19 protein-coding genes, 1 tRNA gene and 1 pseudogene are annotated in these 16,761 nt (G+C 73.5%); 11 read left to right on the top strand and 10 right to left on the bottom strand.

Annotated features, from left to right (window positions below; all coding sequences use genetic code 11):
* The first annotated feature begins 23 nt into the window (after positions 1 to 23).
* A complete protein-coding gene (locus tag IE108_RS13335; RefSeq protein ID WP_308433781.1) occupies positions 24 to 437 on the top strand; it encodes an ATP-binding protein in 414 nt (137 codons plus the stop codon).
* A complete protein-coding gene (locus tag IE108_RS13330) occupies positions 434 to 646 on the top strand; it encodes a hypothetical protein (protein ID WP_079163497.1) in 213 nt (70 codons plus the stop codon). Before IE108_RS13335 ends, IE108_RS13330 begins: the two co-directional genes overlap by 4 nt.
* A 304-nt stretch (positions 647 to 950) precedes the next feature.
* On the opposite strand, the gene IE108_RS13325 is transcribed toward IE108_RS13330, so the two are convergent.
* From IE108_RS13325 to IE108_RS13320, 3 genes and pseudogenes are all read right to left on the bottom strand, one after another.
* A complete protein-coding gene (locus IE108_RS13325) occupies positions 951 to 1,313 on the bottom strand; it encodes a hypothetical protein (RefSeq protein WP_064727667.1) in 363 nt (120 codons plus the stop codon).
* A pseudogene (locus tag IE108_RS35230) lies at positions 1,283 to 1,645 on the bottom strand (hypothetical protein); the annotation flags it as partial. The gene IE108_RS13325 and the pseudogene IE108_RS35230, both read right to left, overlap by 31 nt.
* A 375-nt stretch (positions 1,646 to 2,020) precedes the next feature.
* Entirely contained in the window at positions 2,021 to 2,602 is a 582-nt protein-coding gene (locus tag IE108_RS13320; RefSeq protein WP_064727668.1) for a TMEM165/GDT1 family protein, read from the bottom strand.
* 419 nt (positions 2,603 to 3,021) lie between these two features.
* On the opposite strand from IE108_RS13320, the gene IE108_RS13315 reads away from it, so the two are divergent.
* From IE108_RS13315 to IE108_RS13300, 4 genes are all read left to right on the top strand, one after another.
* Complete coding sequence (locus IE108_RS13315; RefSeq protein ID WP_064727669.1) at positions 3,022 to 3,666, top strand: HNH endonuclease family protein; 645 nt, start codon at positions 3,022 to 3,024, stop codon at positions 3,664 to 3,666.
* 87 nt (positions 3,667 to 3,753) lie between these two features.
* Positions 3,754 to 5,394, top strand: a complete 1,641-nt coding sequence (locus IE108_RS13310) for an alkaline phosphatase D family protein (RefSeq protein ID WP_064727670.1) — start codon at positions 3,754 to 3,756, stop codon at positions 5,392 to 5,394.
* Positions 5,395 to 5,614: 220 nt separating this feature from the next.
* A complete protein-coding gene (locus tag IE108_RS13305) occupies positions 5,615 to 6,070 on the top strand; it encodes a DoxX family protein (RefSeq protein ID WP_064727671.1) in 456 nt (151 codons plus the stop codon).
* A gap of 222 nt (positions 6,071 to 6,292) precedes the next feature.
* Positions 6,293 to 6,931, top strand: coding sequence for a DedA family protein (locus tag IE108_RS13300; RefSeq protein ID WP_064731727.1), 639 nt, complete (start codon positions 6,293 to 6,295; stop codon positions 6,929 to 6,931).
* A gap of 145 nt (positions 6,932 to 7,076) precedes the next feature.
* Here the strand turns inward: IE108_RS13300 and IE108_RS13295 are convergent, their stop codons facing one another.
* Complete coding sequence (locus tag IE108_RS13295) at positions 7,077 to 7,304, bottom strand: DUF2277 domain-containing protein (protein ID WP_064727672.1); 228 nt, start codon at positions 7,302 to 7,304, stop codon at positions 7,077 to 7,079.
* A 4-nt stretch (positions 7,305 to 7,308) separates the two neighbouring features.
* Positions 7,309 to 7,845 (bottom strand): GNAT family N-acetyltransferase, encoded by a 537-nt coding sequence (locus tag IE108_RS13290; protein WP_226483586.1) that lies wholly within the window; start codon positions 7,843 to 7,845, stop codon positions 7,309 to 7,311.
* 103 nt (positions 7,846 to 7,948) lie between these two features.
* Here IE108_RS13290 and IE108_RS13285 point away from each other — a divergent pair, with 103 nt between their 5' ends.
* Positions 7,949 to 8,305, top strand: a complete 357-nt coding sequence (locus tag IE108_RS13285) for a DUF8825 domain-containing protein (protein ID WP_064727674.1) — start codon at positions 7,949 to 7,951, stop codon at positions 8,303 to 8,305.
* Between the two features lie 33 nt (positions 8,306 to 8,338).
* Here IE108_RS13285 and IE108_RS13280 read toward each other — a convergent pair whose 3' ends face one another.
* The 3 genes from IE108_RS13280 to IE108_RS13270 all read right to left on the bottom strand — a co-directional run bounded on the left by IE108_RS13280 (position 8,339) and on the right by IE108_RS13270 (position 9,684).
* Positions 8,339 to 9,016 carry a DUF305 domain-containing protein gene (locus tag IE108_RS13280; RefSeq protein WP_079163815.1) on the bottom strand — a complete coding sequence of 226 codons (678 nt, stop codon included), beginning with the start codon at positions 9,014 to 9,016 and terminating at the stop codon, positions 8,339 to 8,341.
* A gap of 94 nt (positions 9,017 to 9,110) precedes the next feature.
* Positions 9,111 to 9,527, bottom strand: coding sequence for a DUF6153 family protein (locus tag IE108_RS13275; RefSeq protein ID WP_189397649.1), 417 nt, complete (start codon positions 9,525 to 9,527; stop codon positions 9,111 to 9,113).
* A gap of 82 nt (positions 9,528 to 9,609) precedes the next feature.
* Positions 9,610 to 9,684: transfer RNA gene (locus tag IE108_RS13270), tRNA-Val, on the bottom strand.
* Between the two features lie 249 nt (positions 9,685 to 9,933).
* Between IE108_RS13270 and IE108_RS13265 the strand changes: the two genes are divergently transcribed.
* The 4 genes from IE108_RS13265 (at position 9,934) to IE108_RS13250 (ending at position 13,498) form a co-directional block, all read left to right on the top strand.
* Positions 9,934 to 10,704 (top strand): DUF4097 family beta strand repeat-containing protein, encoded by a 771-nt coding sequence (locus IE108_RS13265; protein WP_064727675.1) that lies wholly within the window; start codon positions 9,934 to 9,936, stop codon positions 10,702 to 10,704.
* A gap of 71 nt (positions 10,705 to 10,775) precedes the next feature.
* Positions 10,776 to 12,179: a hypothetical protein gene (locus IE108_RS13260; RefSeq protein ID WP_064727676.1), complete on the top strand. Its 1,404-nt coding sequence runs from the start codon at positions 10,776 to 10,778 to the stop codon at positions 12,177 to 12,179.
* Positions 12,180 to 12,252: 73 nt separating this feature from the next.
* Positions 12,253 to 12,474 carry an FmdB family zinc ribbon protein gene (locus IE108_RS13255; RefSeq protein ID WP_064727677.1) on the top strand — a complete coding sequence of 74 codons (222 nt, stop codon included), beginning with the start codon at positions 12,253 to 12,255 and terminating at the stop codon, positions 12,472 to 12,474.
* 238 nt (positions 12,475 to 12,712) lie between these two features.
* Positions 12,713 to 13,498: a DedA family protein gene (locus IE108_RS13250; RefSeq protein ID WP_064727678.1), complete on the top strand. Its 786-nt coding sequence runs from the start codon at positions 12,713 to 12,715 to the stop codon at positions 13,496 to 13,498.
* Here the strand turns inward: IE108_RS13250 and IE108_RS13245 are convergent.
* Together IE108_RS13245 and IE108_RS13240 are read right to left on the bottom strand one after the other, a co-directional pair.
* A complete protein-coding gene (locus IE108_RS13245) occupies positions 13,416 to 14,228 on the bottom strand; it encodes an HAD family hydrolase (protein ID WP_064727679.1) in 813 nt (270 codons plus the stop codon). The two genes, IE108_RS13250 and IE108_RS13245, sit on opposite strands and share 83 nt — an antisense overlap.
* On the bottom strand, positions 14,228 to 16,705 hold the full coding sequence (locus tag IE108_RS13240; RefSeq protein WP_064727680.1) for a phosphoribosyltransferase: 2,478 nt from the start codon (positions 16,703 to 16,705) through the stop codon (positions 14,228 to 14,230). The genes IE108_RS13245 and IE108_RS13240 overlap by 1 nt, the downstream gene beginning before the upstream one ends.
* Between the last annotated feature and the right edge of the window lie 56 nt (positions 16,706 to 16,761).

The raw sequence follows: 16,761 nt of genomic DNA, 5'->3' as shown, positions 1-16,761 counted from the left end.
TCCCAGAGGTCCTGATGACTGTGATGGCAACGACACGCCCCACGGGGCACCCTGGATACTCCGAGACCCTCCCCCGTGAGCCAGGGAGCGCAGCCGTCGCCCGCAGGCTCGTCCGGACCGCTCTGGCCGCCTGGGGCCTGGAGGACTACATCGACGATGCCATGGTGGTCATCACGGAGCTGGTCTCAAACGCCGTGGACCACGGTCGTCTCGCCTCAATTCGGGTCGTCGTGTCGCGGCCCACCGAGACCTGGGTCCGCCTCGGGGTGATCGACCGCTCGAAGGCCATTCCATTGATGCGGACCGACGCCAACGGAGATCAGCCCCGCGGCCGTGGCCTCATCCTGGTCGACTCCCTGACTGAGCGATGGGGTACGGATCTCTACCAGTGGGGCAAGCAGGTCTGGGGCGAGCTGAAGTGCGAGCCGGCACAGTGACCGAGAAGCGGATCTCAGCGTGGGTCGGGGACCAGGTCTTCGACGAGGAAGCCCACAGGGAAGGCATCGTCTCCGACGTAAAACGGGACGGTACGTACATCCTGCGAGAGATCTACGCGTGGGCCCTGACATGGACGACCCAGGATCCCGGCAAGTTGACCGTCACGGTGCCGCGCCAGGATCGGATCAAGAGGGAACGGAAGGCCTGACCGTGTACAGCAGCGCGTTCCCGTGGTTGAGCCGCCTCACGGACGAGGAGGCGTAAGAGTTCCTGGATCAGGTGATCCGGGCGGCGCAGGACGCCGGGCCCCGCACAGCCTTCCTCAACGCACTGGACGTCCTGGTGGACCAGCACTCCCCCGCCCCCGCACCCCCTCACGAGGTCATGCCCTAACGGCTCCCCCAGACCTGGTGAGGTGAGCGGAGCCCCGGCCCCTTCTTCTGGAAGGGGCCGGGGCGCCACATGTTGAGAACGCGCAGTTCGTGGCTTCGCAGCCGTCTATCGCGCTGCCCTCAGTCGTCAAAGTCGCCTTCTATGACGATATCGCCGCGCTCATCCAACCACTGCCGCCTCCACTCGCCCTTCTCGAAGTCAAAGTAGAAGTCGTCCTCGGTCAAGTGCTCCTCTTCAGGAGCGGCGTCCGGCCGGATGAAGCGGACGCCATCCGTCCTCTGCCAGCGGTACGACCAGTCGATCTCGCTGGTGATCTGCCGAATGCTGTCGGACGGCAACACCTCTCGCGCCTCACGGATCGCCGCTTCGACGGCAACCTCGTACGCTTCGTGCGCCCGCTTATAGCGGACCGTCGACCCAGCGGTCGTGAGATCGAAGTCGATGGTGATCTTCAGATGCTTCGGTACAGGCTTCTGCGCCATGGTCCCTCCCCTTGAGAACATGCAAGAGCGCCAGTATCGGTCCGATCGGGGATAACCCTCTGCGGAACGAGCCGAAAACCCTCAACTAGATACGTTCGAGTGCACCCGTGGTGGGCGACCTTGAGCACGTCGACCCCTGCCAGCGCCGCTGCCGCCGGGGAGCGCGCCAGCTCCCGCTGGGCCGGCGGCTTGTGGTCGCCGAGCAACAGGAGACACAGGCCCGCCGTCCGCACCAGGAGGGTGACACTGGCGTCGTTGGGTCCCTCGGTGCGCGTGGGCGGCATCGCCCGCGGGCCCGTGCCGGACAGCGGCCACACCACCTCCCAGGAGAGCGCTCACTCGTCCTCGGTAGCGCCGAACGGGCGGTGACGCGGAGCCAGGTGCTCGGCAGGAGCCGCAGCCAGCGCGAGGCCGCGGGACGGCACGGGACGGCCGGACGCCGCCGGCGTCGACTTTCTCACCCAGGCCCTCCTCCCCCACGTCCACGAGCACGAGCACCGGCGTCCGCGTCGCGACCACCGCGCCGCCCTCCTTCACGACCCGTCGTACGTCGGCCTCGATCAACACACCGTGGGGGGGGCGGCACGATTGCCCCGGGACAAGCGCGCGGTGAGGCGTGGGGCGGCGGTGACCTCCACCTCGGCGGTGACCGTGGCGTACTACCGGCCCGACTCCGGCACCGGTCCGCGCCGCTCCGGGCTCCGGGCTCAGCCGGCGACCGCCTCCCACAGGCTCCACACGCCGAGCCCCAGCATGAGCAGCGCCGCGACCTTCGTGATCAGGCGCAGCGGCACCCGCTTCATCAGGGCCTTGCCGCCGACGATGCCGAGTCCGGCCACCGCCCACAGCGCCAGCACCGCGCCGAGGCCGACGGAGAGCGGGTCGTCGTAGCGGGCCGCCAGGTTGGCTGTCATGATCTGCGTGAGGTCGCCGAACTCGGCGACCAGGATGAGCATGAAGCCCGCCCCGGAGACCTTCCAGAAGGACTGGTCCTCGGGTTTGCGGACCTCCTCGTCCTCCTCGTCCTTCTTCATCAGCAGCACGGCGGCGCCGCCCAGGAACAGCACCCCGGTGAGCGCGTGCACGAGCTGCTGCGGCAGCAGGGTCAGCACACTGCCGGCCGCGACCGCGAGCACGACGTGCACCGCGAAGGCGGCGGCGACGCCCGCGAAGACGTAGGAGGCGCGGTAGCGGGTGCCGAGGACGAGGCCGGCGAGCGCGGTCTTGTCGGGCAGTTCGGCGAGGAAGACGACGCCGAAGACGAGCGCCGTCACGGTCAGGCTGATCAAGATTCCTCAATCGGTCGGGGCCGCCCCACCGAGAGTGCTGATTCCCGCGGACTCCAGGTCCGTCTCGCGCGACACCTCGGCACGGCAGCGCACTTCGCCGCCCCCGCCGTGCGGCACGGGCGTGCACTGCTTGCCGAAGGTCTCGCTGGCCGGCCCCGCGCACGAGGCCCGCCTCCGGGCGCCGGCTCAGACGAGCTGAGCAGTATGTCGACGGTCCGGCGAAGAGCTACTCCCCTTCTGCGCCGTCCATAGTACGCGAACTCCCGTGCGGCTCCGAGGGCCGAAAGTCCCGTCGCGCTTCTAGACGTGCCATGCACATGTCACTAACTTCTTACCGGCCGCACATCTGCGCGCCATGCGGCGTCGCGAGCATTCCCCCTGCCCGCGTCCCAACACCCCCACACCCCAAGGGAGTTCGCATGCCGAAGTTCTACGCGCGTCGACGTCTCGGTTTCCTCGCCGCGTTCACCGGCCTCATAGCCTCGGCCGGGCTCCTCAACGGCCCGGCCGCCTCCGCCGCCCTCCCCACCCCGGTCAGCGCCGCCACCGCCCGCACCTACCTCGCCTCCCTCACCGTGGCCACCGAGAACCGCACCGGCTACGACCGCGACCTCTTCCCGCACTGGATCACCCAGTCCGGCGCCTGCAACACCCGCGAGACCGTCCTCAAGCGCGACGGCTCGGGCGTCGTCACCGACTCCTCCTGCGCCGCCACCAGCGGCAGCTGGTACTCCCCCTACGACGGCGCCACCTGGTCCGCCTCCGGCGACGTCGACATCGACCACCTGGTCCCGCTCGCCGAGGCCTGGGACTCGGGCGCCGGCTCCTGGACCACCTCCCGGCGCCAGTCCTTCGCCAACGACCTGACCCGCCCCCAGCTCCTCGCGGTCACGGACAACGTCAACCAGGCCAAGGGCGACCAGGACCCGGCCACCTGGATGCCCTCGCGCACCGCCTACCACTGCACCTACGTCCGCGCCTGGGTCCAGGTGAAGTACTACTACGACCTCTCGGTCGACTCCGCCGAGAAGTCGGCGCTCCAGAGCCGCCTCGCCGGCTGCTGACGTCCCGTCCGCCGGCTGTTCGCCGCGGAGACTCCCCACCGGCCTCCGTCGTTCCGTACCGTACGGTGCGACGGAGGAGGGATCACCATGACCGGACTCCACCTGGGGCCACTGCTGAGGTACACCGACGGTTCGCGCGCGACCGTCTGGGTCGAGACGGACCGGCCCCGCACCGCCGAGGTGCGCTGCGCCGACGGGGCCGGGGGCACGGCCCGCACCTTCCAGGTCGCGGGCCACCACTACGCCCTGGTCACGGTCGACGGCCTGACGTCCGGCACGTCGACGGAGTACGAGGTGCTCCTCGACGGCGAGCGGGCGTGGCCGCCGCCGGACTCGCCGTTCCCGCCGTCCGTGATCAGCACGCCCACCGAGGAGGACGGCCTGCGCGTCGCCTTCGGCTCCTGCCGCTGGGCCGCACCGCCCTCCGGCGGCAAGGACAAGGTCGGCGGCCCCGACGCGCTGGACACCCTCGCCGCCCGCATCGCGGCGAACCCCCGCGGCGAACGGCCCGACGTGCTGCTGCTCCTCGGCGACCAGGTGTACGCCGACGAGACCTCCGACGCGACGCGCCAGTGGATCGCCGGCCGCCGCGACCTGAACGAGGAACCGGGCGACCAGGTCGCCGACTACGAGGAGTACACCCACCTCTACTACGAGTCCTGGCGCGACCCCGAGGTGCGGTGGCTGCTGTCCACCGTCCCCAGCTGCATGATCTTCGACGACCACGACGTGATCGACGACTGGAACACCTCCGCCGCCTGGCTCGCCGACATGCGGGCCACCGACTGGTGGAACGAACGCCTGCTCAGCGGGCTGATGTCCTACTGGGTCTACCAGCAGCTGGGCAACCTCTCCCCCGACGAGCTGGCCGCCGACCCGCTCTGGGCCGCCGTCCACGAGAGCCCCGACGGCACCGGTGCCGTGCGCGCCTTCGCCGCCCGCGCCGACGCCGACCCCACCTCGGTCCGCTGGAGCTACCGGCGCGACTTCGGCCGCACCCGGCTGGTCATGGTGGACTCCCGCGCGGCCCGCGTCCTGGAGGAGGACCGCCGCGCGATGCTCGACCCGGGCGAGGAGGCCTGGCTGCGCGAACAGGTCCTGGACGGGCGGGACTCCTACGACCACCTGCTGATCGGCACCTCCCTGCCCTGGCTGCTGCCCCACCTGGTGCACGACGCGGAGGCCTGGAACGCCGCGATGTGCGCCGGCGAGCGCGGCGAGAAATGGGCGCGGCGCGGCGAGCGGATCCGGCGCGGGGCGGACCTGGAGCACTGGGCCGCCTTCCCGGCCTCCTTCGACGCCCTCGCCGGCCTGATCGCCGAGGCCGGTACGGGTCCGGGGGCGCCCGCGACGATCAGCGTGCTCTCGGGCGACGTCCACCACGCCTACGTCGCCGAACCGTCCTGGGCGGGCGGCCGCACGCCCGACGCCCACGTGGCCCAGCTGACCTGCTCCCCCGTGCACAACTCCGTGCCGCTCTCGATCCGGCTCGGGTTCCGCTTCGGCTGGAGCGCCCTGGCCCGCGCCCTCGGGCGGCGCGTCGCCCGGCACGGACGGTGCGCGCCGGCCGCGGTGAGCTGGCGGAAGACCGGCGGGCCGTGGTTCGGCAACCAGCTCATGACGCTGACCCTGCGGGGCCGGTCGGCCCGGCTGCGCCTGGAGCAGACGCGGACGGACCGCGGCGGGGGCCTCATCCTGCGGACGGCGATGGAGCGGGACCTGGCGTAGCCCGCCGGGCATGAATCGAGTCACGCTCAAGGGCTTCGGCCCTATTGTGGGAGCGCTCCCACCTGTATGGGCAGATGAAGTCTCGGCGTGATCCCATGTCACGCCGTGGCCAAATGTTGAACTTGCAAGCATTAGTTAGGTCCACCTAACGTGGGCACCTCACTCGGTTCCGTCCCCCACCGGCCCCACCCGGCCGACCCGACCGAAGGAGCACCCCCTCATGTCCGGACGCCTCGACAGCGCCCAGCCTTACGCCCTCGGCCTCTTCCGCATAGTCGTCGGCCTCCTCTTCGCCTGCCACGGGGCCGCCTCGCTCTTCGGCGTCCTCGGCGGCGCCTCGGGCTCGGGCGGCACGATCGACGCGGGCACCTGGCCCGGCTGGTACGCGGCGGTGATCCAGCTGGCGGGCGGAGTACTCGTGCTGCTCGGGCTCGGCACCCGCGCCGCCGCGCTCGTGTCCTCGGGCTCGATGGCCTACGCGTACTTCAAGGTGCACCAGCCCGGCGCCCTGTGGCCGATGGAGAACGGCGGCGAGGCGTCCGCCATGTTCTGCTGGGCCTTCCTGCTGCTCGTCTTCACCGGCTCCGGCGCCTTCGGCCTGGACCGGCTCCTCGCCCGGCGCACCACGGAGCGGGAGGAGACGGCCGCGGAGCGGCAGACGCCGGTCGCGGCCTGACGCCCGGCGCGACGCCCCGGCCGGGCGGCGGACCGAGGGCGGCCGCCCGGATCGGAAGGTGGACGTCCCCTTCGAGGTGAACGTCCCGTGCCGAACACACGAGCCCCCTGTGAACCCTCTGTCACACCCCGGGCGTACGCTGTATGGCTGTCACTGGCCGCTCCGTCGCCCCCGCGTCCCGCGGCATGGTCCGGCCCACGGGGGAGCGAACGGGGAGTCGTGGTGGTCGAGAGTCTGGGAAGTATCGGTTCGCTGGTCAGCAGCCCGTGGATCTACGCGCTGGTGGCCGTGTCGGTGCTCCTCGACATCTTCCTGCCGGTGCTGCCGAGCGGGGTCCTGGTGATCACCGCGGCGACGGCGGCGGCCGCGGGTTCCGGCGCGGCGGCCGCGGGGCGGGGGCCGGAGGACGTGCCCGACATCCTCGTCCTGACCCTGTGCGCGGCGACCGCCTCCGTCCTCGGCGATCTGGCGGTCTACCGCCTCGCCTGGCGCGGGGGGCCGCGCCTGGACCGGGCCATCGCCCGCTCCCGCCGGCTGAGCACCGCGCAGGAACGTCTCGGCGGCGCCCTCGCCCGGGGCGGCGGCGCCCTCGTCGTCCTGGCCCGGTTCGCCCCGGCGGGCCGCTCGGTCGTCTCGCTCGTCGCCGGTACGGCGCACCGCCGCGTCCGCGAGTTCCTGCCCTGGTCGGCCCTGGCAGGGCTGGCCTGGGCCGCGTACAGCGTCGCGCTCGGCTACTTCGGCGGGCAGTGGCTCGGCGCGAGCTGGCTGGCGGCGGGCGTCTCCGTCGTGGCCCTGTTCGGCGCGGGCGCGGGCGCGGCCTACCTGGTGCGCCGCCCGGCCCGCCCCTCGGAGGCGTCGTAGGCCCCGAGTGGGCGCGAGTGCCCTGGCTCCGGGCGCGGGTGTCCTGGCCCCGGGCGCGGGCGCGGGTGTTTTGGCCCCTGGCGCGGGCGCGAGTGGCCTGAGCCCGGGGAGGGCGCGAGTGGCCTGAGCCCGGGGCGGGCGCGGGTCAGGAGGCCCGGCGGGTGCCGCCCCGGATCTCCAGGCCTTCCAGCAGGTCGGCCGTGGCGCGGGTGACGGCCTCCACGGCCCGGTCGAAGACCTCCTGATTGTGCGCGGCGGGCGCGCGGAAGCCGGACACCTTGCGCACGTACTGGAGGGCGGCGGCCCTCATCTCGTCCTCCGTGGCCTCCTCGGGCATCGCGGGCGGACGCAGGGTCTTGATGCTGCGGCACATGGCGTCAGTCTCCTCTCTCCAGGTCCACCCGCCAGTCGTTCGACCTGATCCAGTGGCCCTTCGGGTACTCGAAGTCGGCCTCCCCGAGCAGGGTGAACCCGGCTCCGCGGCAGACCGCGTTGGACGCGGGGTGGTCGACGGAGGGGAACGCGTGCAGATACCGGAGCGTGCCCTCGGCGCGGGCCGCGTCGATCACCGCGCCGGCCGCCCGGACCGCGATGCCCCGCCCCTGGAACTCCGGCAGCACCGCCCACCCGGCCTCCCAGACCTCCGCGTCCCGCCAGGTCCGCCGCCAGAAGCCGATCGAGCCGAAGGTGTCCGCGCCGTCCCACGACGCGACCCGGTACATCCGCCCCGCCGGCAGCCCGAGGTACCGCCGGTGGCGGGCCGCCAGCCGCTCCTCGGTCTCCGGACCGCCGAGGTGGGCCGTCATCTCCGCGCTGTTGGTCCTGCGCAGCAGCCACAGGTCCGACTCCGCCCACGGCACCAGGCGCACCCGCTCCGCGTCCCGCCGCCCCGCCCGTTCGTCCACGCCGTCCATGTCTCTCACGGTAGGACAGGGGTCTGACAATCCGGCCACCCTTTCGCGTGAACCACCGAAGGGAACGCGCGCCTCAAAATCGAACAGGCGTATCATTGAGCGCGTGGCAACGACCTATGATTTCCCCAGTGACCTCCTCGCCGGTCAGGAGGAACTGCATCAGGTCCGGGCCGAGCTGACGGCCCTGTTGAAGAGGCTCCCCTGGTCCGTGGAGCCCCTGGACGGCTTCAGCGACGACACCGGCTGGCGCAAGATCGAGCGCCCCGCCTCGCCCGGCTGGTCGGAGGACGAGCAGGCCGAGGTCGAGAAGCTCCGCCGGCGCGAGCGCGAGCTGGCCGTCTTCGTCAGCACCCACCGCTACTGGTCGGAGATAACCGGCCCCGACCAGGTGAACGCGCGCTCGGAGCTGAAACACGCCCACGACACCGGCCTGCCCGACCCCCCGCCCGGGGACGCCTGAGAGACGCCGCCCGGACGGGAGCCGTGCGGACGCTCAGTCGCTGCCGAGGAGCCTCTTCATCTCGGTGATCTCGGCCCGCTGCGCCGTGACGATGTCGCCCGCGAGTGCCTTGGCGGGGGCGTAGCTGCCCTCGGCCTGCTCCGTCCCGGCCATCTCGACCGCGCCCTCGTGGTGCTCGACCATCATGGTCAGGAACATGGTGTCGAAGGCCCGCCCCGACGCCTTCTCCAGCTTCGCCATGTCCTGCGCGCCCATCATCCCGGGCATGCCGGAATGGGCCGAGTGATCCATGCCGGGCATCGACGCCGTCGGCTCCGGCACCTTCTCGCCCCAGGCCTTCAGCCAGCCCGTCATGGTCGTGATCTCGGGGTCCTGCGCCTTCTCGATGCGTGCCGCGAGGTCCGCGACCCGGGCCGACGCCGACCGGCCGGGCGCCAGCCGGGCCATCTCCAGCGCCTGCCGGTGGTGCGGGATCATGCCCTGCGCGAAGGCGACGTCCTGGGCGTTGTGCGCCCGCTCGCCGGCCCCCTTGTCCGCCGGGCTCCCGGGGTCGGTGGCGGAGGCGGAAGCCGCGCCGTGCGGTCCCTCGTGGCCGGCGTCACCGCCGCTTCCGCAGGCGGCGAGGGCGACCGCGGCGACGGCCGTCACCACCACCGGCACGGTGACGCGACTGATGCGGCTGATGCGACTGGTGCGACTGGTGCGGGTCATGCGGGTCATGCGTGAACTCCTGCTGCGTGAAAGGGGGATGGGCATGCCAGTGGTCCGCGCCGCGCCGGGATGGCGCGGTCCGGGAAGGCGGTGCCTATATCCGCAGGAGTTGGAGTTCGGCCAGGGAGGGCGGCGCCCGCGCACCGTCCGGCGCCCCGGCCGCGTACGCGGGCGCGGCACCGGCGCACGGGGCGGCGGGCACGGGGTCGGGCACCAGCCCGGGCAGCACGGGAGCCTGTCCCACCGCGCCGGACGCGCACACCGAGTCGGCGTGCCGCAGGTGTCCGCCGCCGCAGGCGCCGCCGTCCTCACCGCATCCGGCGTGCGCGGCCCCGGCCCGGTGCGCCGGGCTCGGGAGGGAGTGCCGGGCGGAGTGCTCCGGCAGGCCCCCGCCGGGCGCCAGCCCGTGCATGCCGAGCAGCCCGGCCAGCAGTCCGAGCACGCACACGGCCCGCCGCCACCTCACGGGCGGTCGCCGGACGTGCTGCTCGGGGCTGCTCACCAGCCTCATCCTAGGGAGATCACCGGCGGGCGCACGCGAGAGGCCCCCGGACGATCTCCGGGGGCCTCTTCACCGGCGACGACGCCGGTCCTGGTGGGCGCGGACGGTTTCGAACCGCCGACATCCTGCTTGTAAGGCAGGCGCTCTACCCCTGAGCTACGCACCCGGGACGAGTCGACAGCCTACATGGCCCCGAGCACTGCCCGGCAAACGTGCGGCCGCCGCTCCCCGGCCCCGGCGAGCGGCCCTCGCGGCCGGGCCGGGGGTTAACCCCACCCCGGATCCGGTAGTGGCCCGGATCCCTCCCGGAGCCGGTGCTCCGTACGGTCGAAGAGCCTCGCCGGCACCGGCCGCCCGCACCCGCGGAAGGGCCCCCGGCGCGGCACCTCGCCGTCCGTCCCAGGGGGAGACCGCCATGCCCGCCCGTACCGTTCCCGCCCGTGCGTTCGCCGCCGCCGGTGCCGTCGCCGTCCTCCTCGCGGGCCTCAGCGCCTGCGCCTCCGCCTCGGACGACAAGGAGCCCGAGCACCGGTCCTTCGGCCTGCCGGGCAACACCCTGACCGTCGACTCCGACGACTCCGCCCTCGAGATCGTCGCCTCGGACGAGCACGCGTCCGGGAAGATCGAGGTCACCCGCTGGTTCTCCGGCTCGGTCGCCGTCGGCTCGGACCCCGAGGTCACCTGGAGCATGGACGGCGACCGGCTGAAGCTGCGCATGCACTGCTCCGGCGTCATCGCCGACTGCGAGGCCAGGCACCGCGTCGAGGTGCCCCGGGGCGTCGCCGTCAAGGTCGAGGACGGGGACGGCAGCGTCCGGGCCCGGGGGTTCCGGGACGCCCTGGACATCCGTACCGCCGACGGATCCGTGCACGTCACCGACACGTCCGGGCCGCTGGAACTGCGCACCGGCGACGGATCCGTCCGCGCCGAGGTCTCCTCCCGCCGGGTGAGCGCGCGGACCGAGGACGGCTCGGTCCGCCTGGAACTCGGCGCCGTCCCGGACCTGGTGGACTCCCGCAGCGGCGACGGCTCCGTGTCGGTCACCCTGCCCGCGGGGACGTACAAGGTGTCGACGAAGACCGGCGACGGCGGCGTCGACGTGTCCGTGCCGCGCGACGACCGGAGCGGGCACGTGGTGAACGCCAGAACCGACGACGGCGAAATCACGGTCCGAACCGCGAACTGACCGGCCCGTGTGTTCGTCCTCTACGGGTGGGAGAATGGACCCGGGCAGGACGGACGACACGGGAGAGGGATGTGACGGCGACACCATCGCAGCCGTACTCGCCGATGGTGGCGCGCGCGTCGCGCCCGCCGCACCGCTCCCGCCGCCGCCCGCCCGCGGCGGTGCGCGACACGCTCGTCCTCATGGGCCTGCCGGTCCTCGCCGCACTCGCGCTGCCCGCCGCGTTCACCGGCGGCGGCACCCGCCGCTGGTTCGGCGGCCGCGCGGAGAACCAGCGGGCGGAGGCCCAGGCCGCGAAGGACGACGCGGCGGCCGCCTTCTACGAGCTGGACACCGCCCAGCGGGACCTGCGGATCTCGATAGAGACCATCGCGGCCGTCGACTCCTCCCCCGCCGCCCGGCGCGCGGTCACCGACTTCGAGGCGCTGGGGCGGCGCATCGACGAGGCCAGCCACCAGTACATCGGCGCGGTCGACGCCCACGACCTGGACCGGGACGACCTGGAGGCGTCGGCCGCCTCCCGGGCCCGCGGCGAACTGACGGCGGCCAAGGAGGAGCTGGACCGGGTCAAGCAGGAGCTGGACCGCTTCGCCGAGGGCCTCGGCCCCCTGCTCGGCAAGGCCGAGACCCAGCTCGCCCGGCTCGCCCCGGCCGTCGAACGCGCCCGGCAGGCCCTGCTCGCCGCCTCCAACGCCCTGGACTCCGCCCGGGGCTCCGGCCTGCGGGCCGACGACCTCGCCGCCCGTCTCGCCACCCTCGGCCCCGAGCTGACCCGGCTCAATCAGGGCGCGGGCCAGCACGGCGTACCGCAGACCCTGGAGCGGGCCGAGCGGGTGATCCGGGAGGCCGAGGCGGTCCGCGCCGAGGCGGAGCGGCTGCCCGAGCGCGCGGACGAGATCAGCCACCGGCTGGTCTCGCTGCGTACCCGCGCCCAGGCGCTGACCACCCGCACCGAGCAGGTCGAGCCGGTGCTGAGCGAGCTGCGACGCCGCTTCACCGCCGCCTGCTGGCAGGACCTCCAGCACGTGCCGGAGCAGGCCGCCGAATCGGTCCGGCAGGCCGAGCGGAAGCTCACCGAGGCGCAGTCCGCCCGCGAGGAGCAGCGCTGGCCCGACGCCACCGCCCTGCTGTCGACCGTGCGGGCGCTGCTGAACACCACCGACGAGGCCGTCTCGGCGGCCGGCGACCGGCTGCGGCGGCTCAACGCCGTGCAGAAGGACCCGCAGCAGGAGATCGAGCGCACCCGCTTCGCCATCCGCGACGCCCAGCGCCTCGCCATGGCGGGCCGCAACACCCCCGACCCGGCGCACGCCCGCCCCCTCGACGAGGCCGTGGCCCGGCTGGAACGGGCGATCACCACGCTGGAGGGCCGGCACCCCGACTACTGGCACTTCCTGACGGAGACGGAATCCGTGCGGGAGTCGGTCGGCCGGGTGGTCTCCCACATCCGCGAGGAGCGCGGCGCCGGTCACTGACCGCCCGGCCCACCCCGCGGCCGGTTCTCCGCCACCGGGTCCGGCGGCGTACCCGTCCGGCTAACCTGTGCGCATGCCTCGCTACGAGTACCGCTGCCGGAGCTGCGGCGACACCTTCGAACTGAGCCGTCCCATGGCCGAGTCCTCCGCTCCCGCCGCCTGCCCGGCCGGCCACGCCGACACGGTGAAGCTGCTGTCGACGGTCTCGGTCGGCGGCTCCGCCGGCGCGTCCGGCCCCGCGCCCTCGCCGGGCGGCGGTGGCGGCGGTTGCTGCGGCGGGGGCTGCTGCGGCTGAGCCCGCGTCCCCGGGGGGCCGCCCGGTCCCGGGAACCCCGGCACCGGCATAACTCCCGTACGACGAGGAACCCGGCCGCCGAGGACTCCGCGCCGCGCGGAGGGAAGGGACCGGGGTCACCCATGCCGTGCACCTGCCAGCCGCGCATCCCCGGGACGGCGCGCCCGCCGGCCCGTCCCGCCCGGCCCGGCCGCCTTCCTCAGGCTCTCTTCAGCCGCGGTTTCCTAGCGTGGTCGTCATGACAGCCATCGCAGCGCAGGCGGCCGCCGACAGCGGTGCCCCGCAGTGGATCAACGACCTCATGGACGCGCTCGGCGCACCGGGCGCGGGGCTCGCCATCGCTCTGGAGAACCTCTTCCCTCCCCTGCCGAGCGAGGTGATCCTGCCGCTCGCCGGGTTCGCGGCGAGTTCCGGCCGGATGAACCTGATCGCGGTCCTGCTGTGGACGACGGCCGGCTCGGTGATCGGCGCCCTCGCGCTGTACGGGATCGGGGCGCTGCTCGGCCGCGACCGCACGGTGGCGATCGCGGGCAAACTGCCGCTGGTGAAGGTCTCCGACATCGAGAAGACCGAGGCGTGGTTCCTCAAGCACGGGACCAAGGCGGTCTTCTTCGGCCGGATGATCCCCATCTTCCGCAGCCTGATCTCGGTACCGGCGGGCGTCGAACGGATGCGGCTGCCCGTCTTCCTGGCCCTGACCACGCTGGGCAGCGCCATCTGGAACACCGTGTTCGTCCTCGCCGGCTACGCGCTGGGCGACAACTGGTCCCAGGTCTCCGGCATCGCCTCGACGTACTCGAAGGTGATCCTCGCGGTCGCCGCCCTGGCGCTGGTGGTCTTCGTCGCCGTGCGGCTGCTGCGGCCCGGAGGCGGGCAGCGCCGCCGTGACCGCGGCACCGGGGACGATGCCGGGGACACGGACACGGAGGCGGACGACGACGTCAGTGAGCCGGACCCGCCGCACGGAGGAACTCCCGGAGAATCCGCTCCCCGGCCAGGACACCGCGCTCGGGCAAGGCGCTGATCGCCGGAGCGGTCCAGTCGGCGTCGGCCAGCTCGCCGTGGCCGGGCCGCCAGCCGCGGTCGGCGGCGAGCAGCAGGTCGGCGTCGAGCAGCGAGTCCCCGGCGGCGAGGCTGAGTTCGGCGCCGGTGCGGCGGGCCACCTCGCGGACGGCGGCGCTCTTGGTCAGCGGCTTGGGGACGGCGTAGATCTTGCGGCCCTGGAGGGACACGGTCCAGCCGCGGTTCTCGGCCCAGACGGCGAGTTCCTTCACCCACTCCTCGGGGAGCAGGTCGCGCTCGACGACGAGGTAGGCGAAGAGGTCCTCGGCGACCCGGTGCTTGCGCACCCACAGCGGGTCGGCGGTGTTCATCAGGTGGTCGCGGACCTCGGCCAGCGAGGCGCACTCGTCGGCGAGCCTGGCCGTCACCCGGGCGTGCCAGTCCGGGTCGGAGACGCCGTCCACCAGCAGATGGCCGCCGTTGGCGCAGATCGCGTACTTCGACGCGGGGCCGGGGAGGTTGATGCGCTGGTACTGCTTGCGGGTGCGGGTGGTGGTCGGGACGAAGACCGCCGAGTCGCCGAGGTCGGCCAGCAGCCGGGCGGCGGTCTCGGTCATGTAGGAGAGGGGCTTGCTCTCGTAGACCTCCACGCACAGCAGCCGGGGCGCGCGCAGGTCGGGCATGGTCAGCCCGAGGGCCGCCGCGGAGTAGATCAGCGTGCGGTCGAGGTCGCTGGCGACGAGCACGGACATCAGAGCGCCACCGCCCTGCCGTCGGCGCCGGTCGCGCCGCGGGTGTACTGGGGGTGGATCAGGCCCACGCAGGTGTACGGCAGGCCCTCGACCTCCTCGACGGGCACGCCCCGCTGCTCGGCGAGCAGGCGCACGTGGTCCAGGTCCGCGCCGGCACCGGCCCGGGCGAGCACCTTCCACGGCACCCGGCGCAGCATCACGCGGGTGGTCTCGCCGACGCCGGGCTTGACGAGGTTCACGTCGTCGATGCCGTACTCCGCGCTGATCCGCTCGACGGCGGCCCAGCCCTCCCAGGTGGGCGTGCGGTCGGCGGCGAGCAGCTCCTTGGCCTGGGCGTGGACCTCGTCCACGACGTCCGGGTAGTGGTCCGAGACGGCGTCTAGGAAGGCGGGTGACAGGTCGGCGCCGGCGAGGTCGCGGTAGAACTTCGCGCCGTGGAAGTCGTGCGGGCCCACCAGGTCGGCGCGCAGGACGGTGCGGGAGATCAGCCCGGAGACCGTGGAGTTGAGGCAGGCGGAGGGGATGAGGAAGTCGTCGCGGGTGCCGTAGGTGCGCACGCAGGAACCGGGGTCGGCCAGCACGGCGATCTCCGGGTCGAAGCCGGTGACGCCGTCGGTGGCCTCGAAGTCGCGCAGGGCGGCGGCGAGTTCGCGGGTGATGGCGCCCTTGCCGGTCCAGCCGTCGACGAAGACCACGTCGGCCGGGTCGTGGTGGGCGGCCAGCCAGCGCAGCGCGTTGGCGTCGATGCCGCGGCCCCGGACGATCGACACCGCGTAGTGCGGCAGGTCGAGGCCGTGGCGGTGGCGCGCCCAGCGGCGCATGAGGATGCCCACGGGGGTGCCCGCGCGGGCGAGGGAGACCAGCACGGGGCGGGGCGACCGCTCGGCGAGCACGATCTCGGTGACGGCGCCGACGGCGCGCGCCAGCCGGGCGGCGGACGCGTCCAGGGCGGCGTGGAACAGCTCCTGGTACTGCTCGCTGGGCTGGTACTCGACGGGCAGCGACTCCGCGTAGTGCGCGCCGCCGCTCTGGATGGCCTCCTCGCGCTCCTCGGTCGGCGCCTCCAGCGTCACCTCCGAGAGGTCCTGGAGCAGCCAGCCGACCTCGTCGGACGCGTACGAGGAGAAGTCGGGGCCGCGCAGGGGCTCGGGCAGCATGGAGGGCCTTTCGGGGGCGTGCGGGGTGCGCGGGACGTACGACGGGACGACCGCGAGCAGGACGTGCGGCACATGCGCGGCGAGCCGGGCCAGCAGACCGTCGCCCGCGTGCAGGGCGGGGGTGTCGGCGGCCGAGTCGACGACCGCGACGACGGCGTCGAAGCCGGCGCCGGCGACGTTGTAGGCGTAGCGCTCGCCGGGGCCGTCGGACGGGTCGTCGTGGGCCGGGAAGACCAGGCGGGTGCGTATCGCGTAGCCGGGGTCGTCGACGGCGAGGACGGGAGAGCGGGTGGTGGTCGAGTAGCGCACCTCGGCGCCGGTGGTCCGCTCCAGCGCTTCGGCCAGGCGGAGGGGCGCGTACATCAGTTCCTCGAAGCCGAGGACGAGCACGCGCCGGGCACCGGCCGGCAGGGCGCCGGCGATCCGCGCGGCCATGCCGGGCAGCGCGTCCTCCAGCCGGTCCCGGTGGGCGGCCGTGAACCCGTGCCGCCCGCCGTCGGGAACACCGCCGGGCCAGCCCAGTTCGACGCGGGCGACCCGGCCGGCCGCTCCCCCGCCGCCGGAGCCCGCGTCCCCGGGGGGCCGCTCGCCCTCGTACCGGGCGACCAGCTCCCGCCCCTTCTCCAGCACGCCCGGCGGCAGCCGCACCGTGCCGGAGGCGGCCGTCACCAGGTCGACGCGGGCGCCGATCTCCCGGGCGAAGTCCGCCAGGCGTCCGGCGTCCGCGGGTGAGCGCATGTCGACCAGGGCGACCACCACGTACCGCTTGCGCGGGTAGCGCTCGTGCAGGGCGCGGACGGTGTTGAGCACCGTGTTGCCGGTGGAGAACTCGTCGTCGACGAGGACCAGCGGCCCGTCCCCGGCCAGCAGCGCGGGGTCCTCGGGCAGCAGGAGGTGGGAGGTGGCGTGCGAGTGGGACTCCTCGAAGCCGCCCGCCGGGCCGACGCCGGCGACCGGGCGGCGCGTGGAGTGCAGGTAGGGCGCGGCGCCGAGGCCGTCGGCGACGGAGTGGCCGAGTCCGGTGGCGGTCTCCGCGTAGCCGAGGACGACCGCGCGGCCGGCCGTTTCGGCGCCGAGCAGGTCGCGCACGCGGCGGCCGAGGGCGACGCCGTGGCCGTGGACGACGGAGGGCGACTGCGGGACGTGCTTGCCGAGCACGTTGGAGACGAGCAGGTGCGCCCGTTTGGGGTTGCGGCGCAGGGCGAGGCCCAGCAGGCCGGTCAGCCCGTCGTCACCGGCCAGTTCGACGCCCAGCCGCTCGGCGACCCAGCTGCCGGACCAGACTCCGGCGCGCCCCTCGGCGCGCGCCCTCTCGGTCATGTGGTCGTGCCTCCCGTTTCCGTTCCGGCCCGCGCCGTCACGTCGTTCATCGGTCG

Source organism: Streptomyces parvulus (genome assembly GCF_014648855.1).
GTDB classification, from domain to species: domain Bacteria; phylum Actinomycetota; class Actinomycetes; order Streptomycetales; family Streptomycetaceae; genus Streptomyces; species Streptomyces parvulus.
This window is presented reverse-complemented; position numbering and strand designations above follow the sequence as displayed.

Excerpts from the sequence above, each read along its gene's own strand:
- IE108_RS13240 (WP_064727680.1), bottom strand. The coding sequence starts at position 16,705 with ATGACCGAGAGGGCGCGCGCCGAGGGGCGCGCCGGAGTCTGGTCCGGC.
- IE108_RS13265 (WP_064727675.1), top strand. The coding sequence starts at position 9,934 with ATGCCCGCCCGTACCGTTCCCGCCCGTGCGTTCGCCGCCGCCGGTGCC.
- IE108_RS13255 (WP_064727677.1), top strand. The coding sequence starts at position 12,253 with ATGCCTCGCTACGAGTACCGCTGCCGGAGCTGCGGCGACACCTTCGAA.
- IE108_RS13275 (WP_189397649.1), bottom strand. The coding sequence starts at position 9,527 with ATGAGGCTGGTGAGCAGCCCCGAGCAGCACGTCCGGCGACCGCCCGTG.
- IE108_RS13325 (WP_064727667.1), bottom strand. The coding sequence starts at position 1,313 with ATGGCGCAGAAGCCTGTACCGAAGCATCTGAAGATCACCATCGACTTC.
- IE108_RS13305 (WP_064727671.1), top strand. The coding sequence starts at position 5,615 with ATGTCCGGACGCCTCGACAGCGCCCAGCCTTACGCCCTCGGCCTCTTC.
- IE108_RS13335 (WP_308433781.1), top strand. The coding sequence starts at position 24 with ATGGCAACGACACGCCCCACGGGGCACCCTGGATACTCCGAGACCCTC.
- IE108_RS13295 (WP_064727672.1), bottom strand. The coding sequence starts at position 7,304 with ATGTGCCGCAGCATCAAGACCCTGCGTCCGCCCGCGATGCCCGAGGAG.
- IE108_RS13280 (WP_079163815.1), bottom strand. The coding sequence starts at position 9,016 with ATGACCCGCACCAGTCGCACCAGTCGCATCAGCCGCATCAGTCGCGTC.
- IE108_RS13290 (WP_226483586.1), bottom strand. The coding sequence starts at position 7,845 with ATGGACGGCGTGGACGAACGGGCGGGGCGGCGGGACGCGGAGCGGGTG.
- IE108_RS13315 (WP_064727669.1), top strand. The coding sequence starts at position 3,022 with ATGCCGAAGTTCTACGCGCGTCGACGTCTCGGTTTCCTCGCCGCGTTC.
- IE108_RS13310 (WP_064727670.1), top strand. The coding sequence starts at position 3,754 with ATGACCGGACTCCACCTGGGGCCACTGCTGAGGTACACCGACGGTTCG.
- IE108_RS13245 (WP_064727679.1), bottom strand. The coding sequence starts at position 14,228 with ATGTCCGTGCTCGTCGCCAGCGACCTCGACCGCACGCTGATCTACTCC.
- IE108_RS13250 (WP_064727678.1), top strand. The coding sequence starts at position 12,713 with ATGACAGCCATCGCAGCGCAGGCGGCCGCCGACAGCGGTGCCCCGCAG.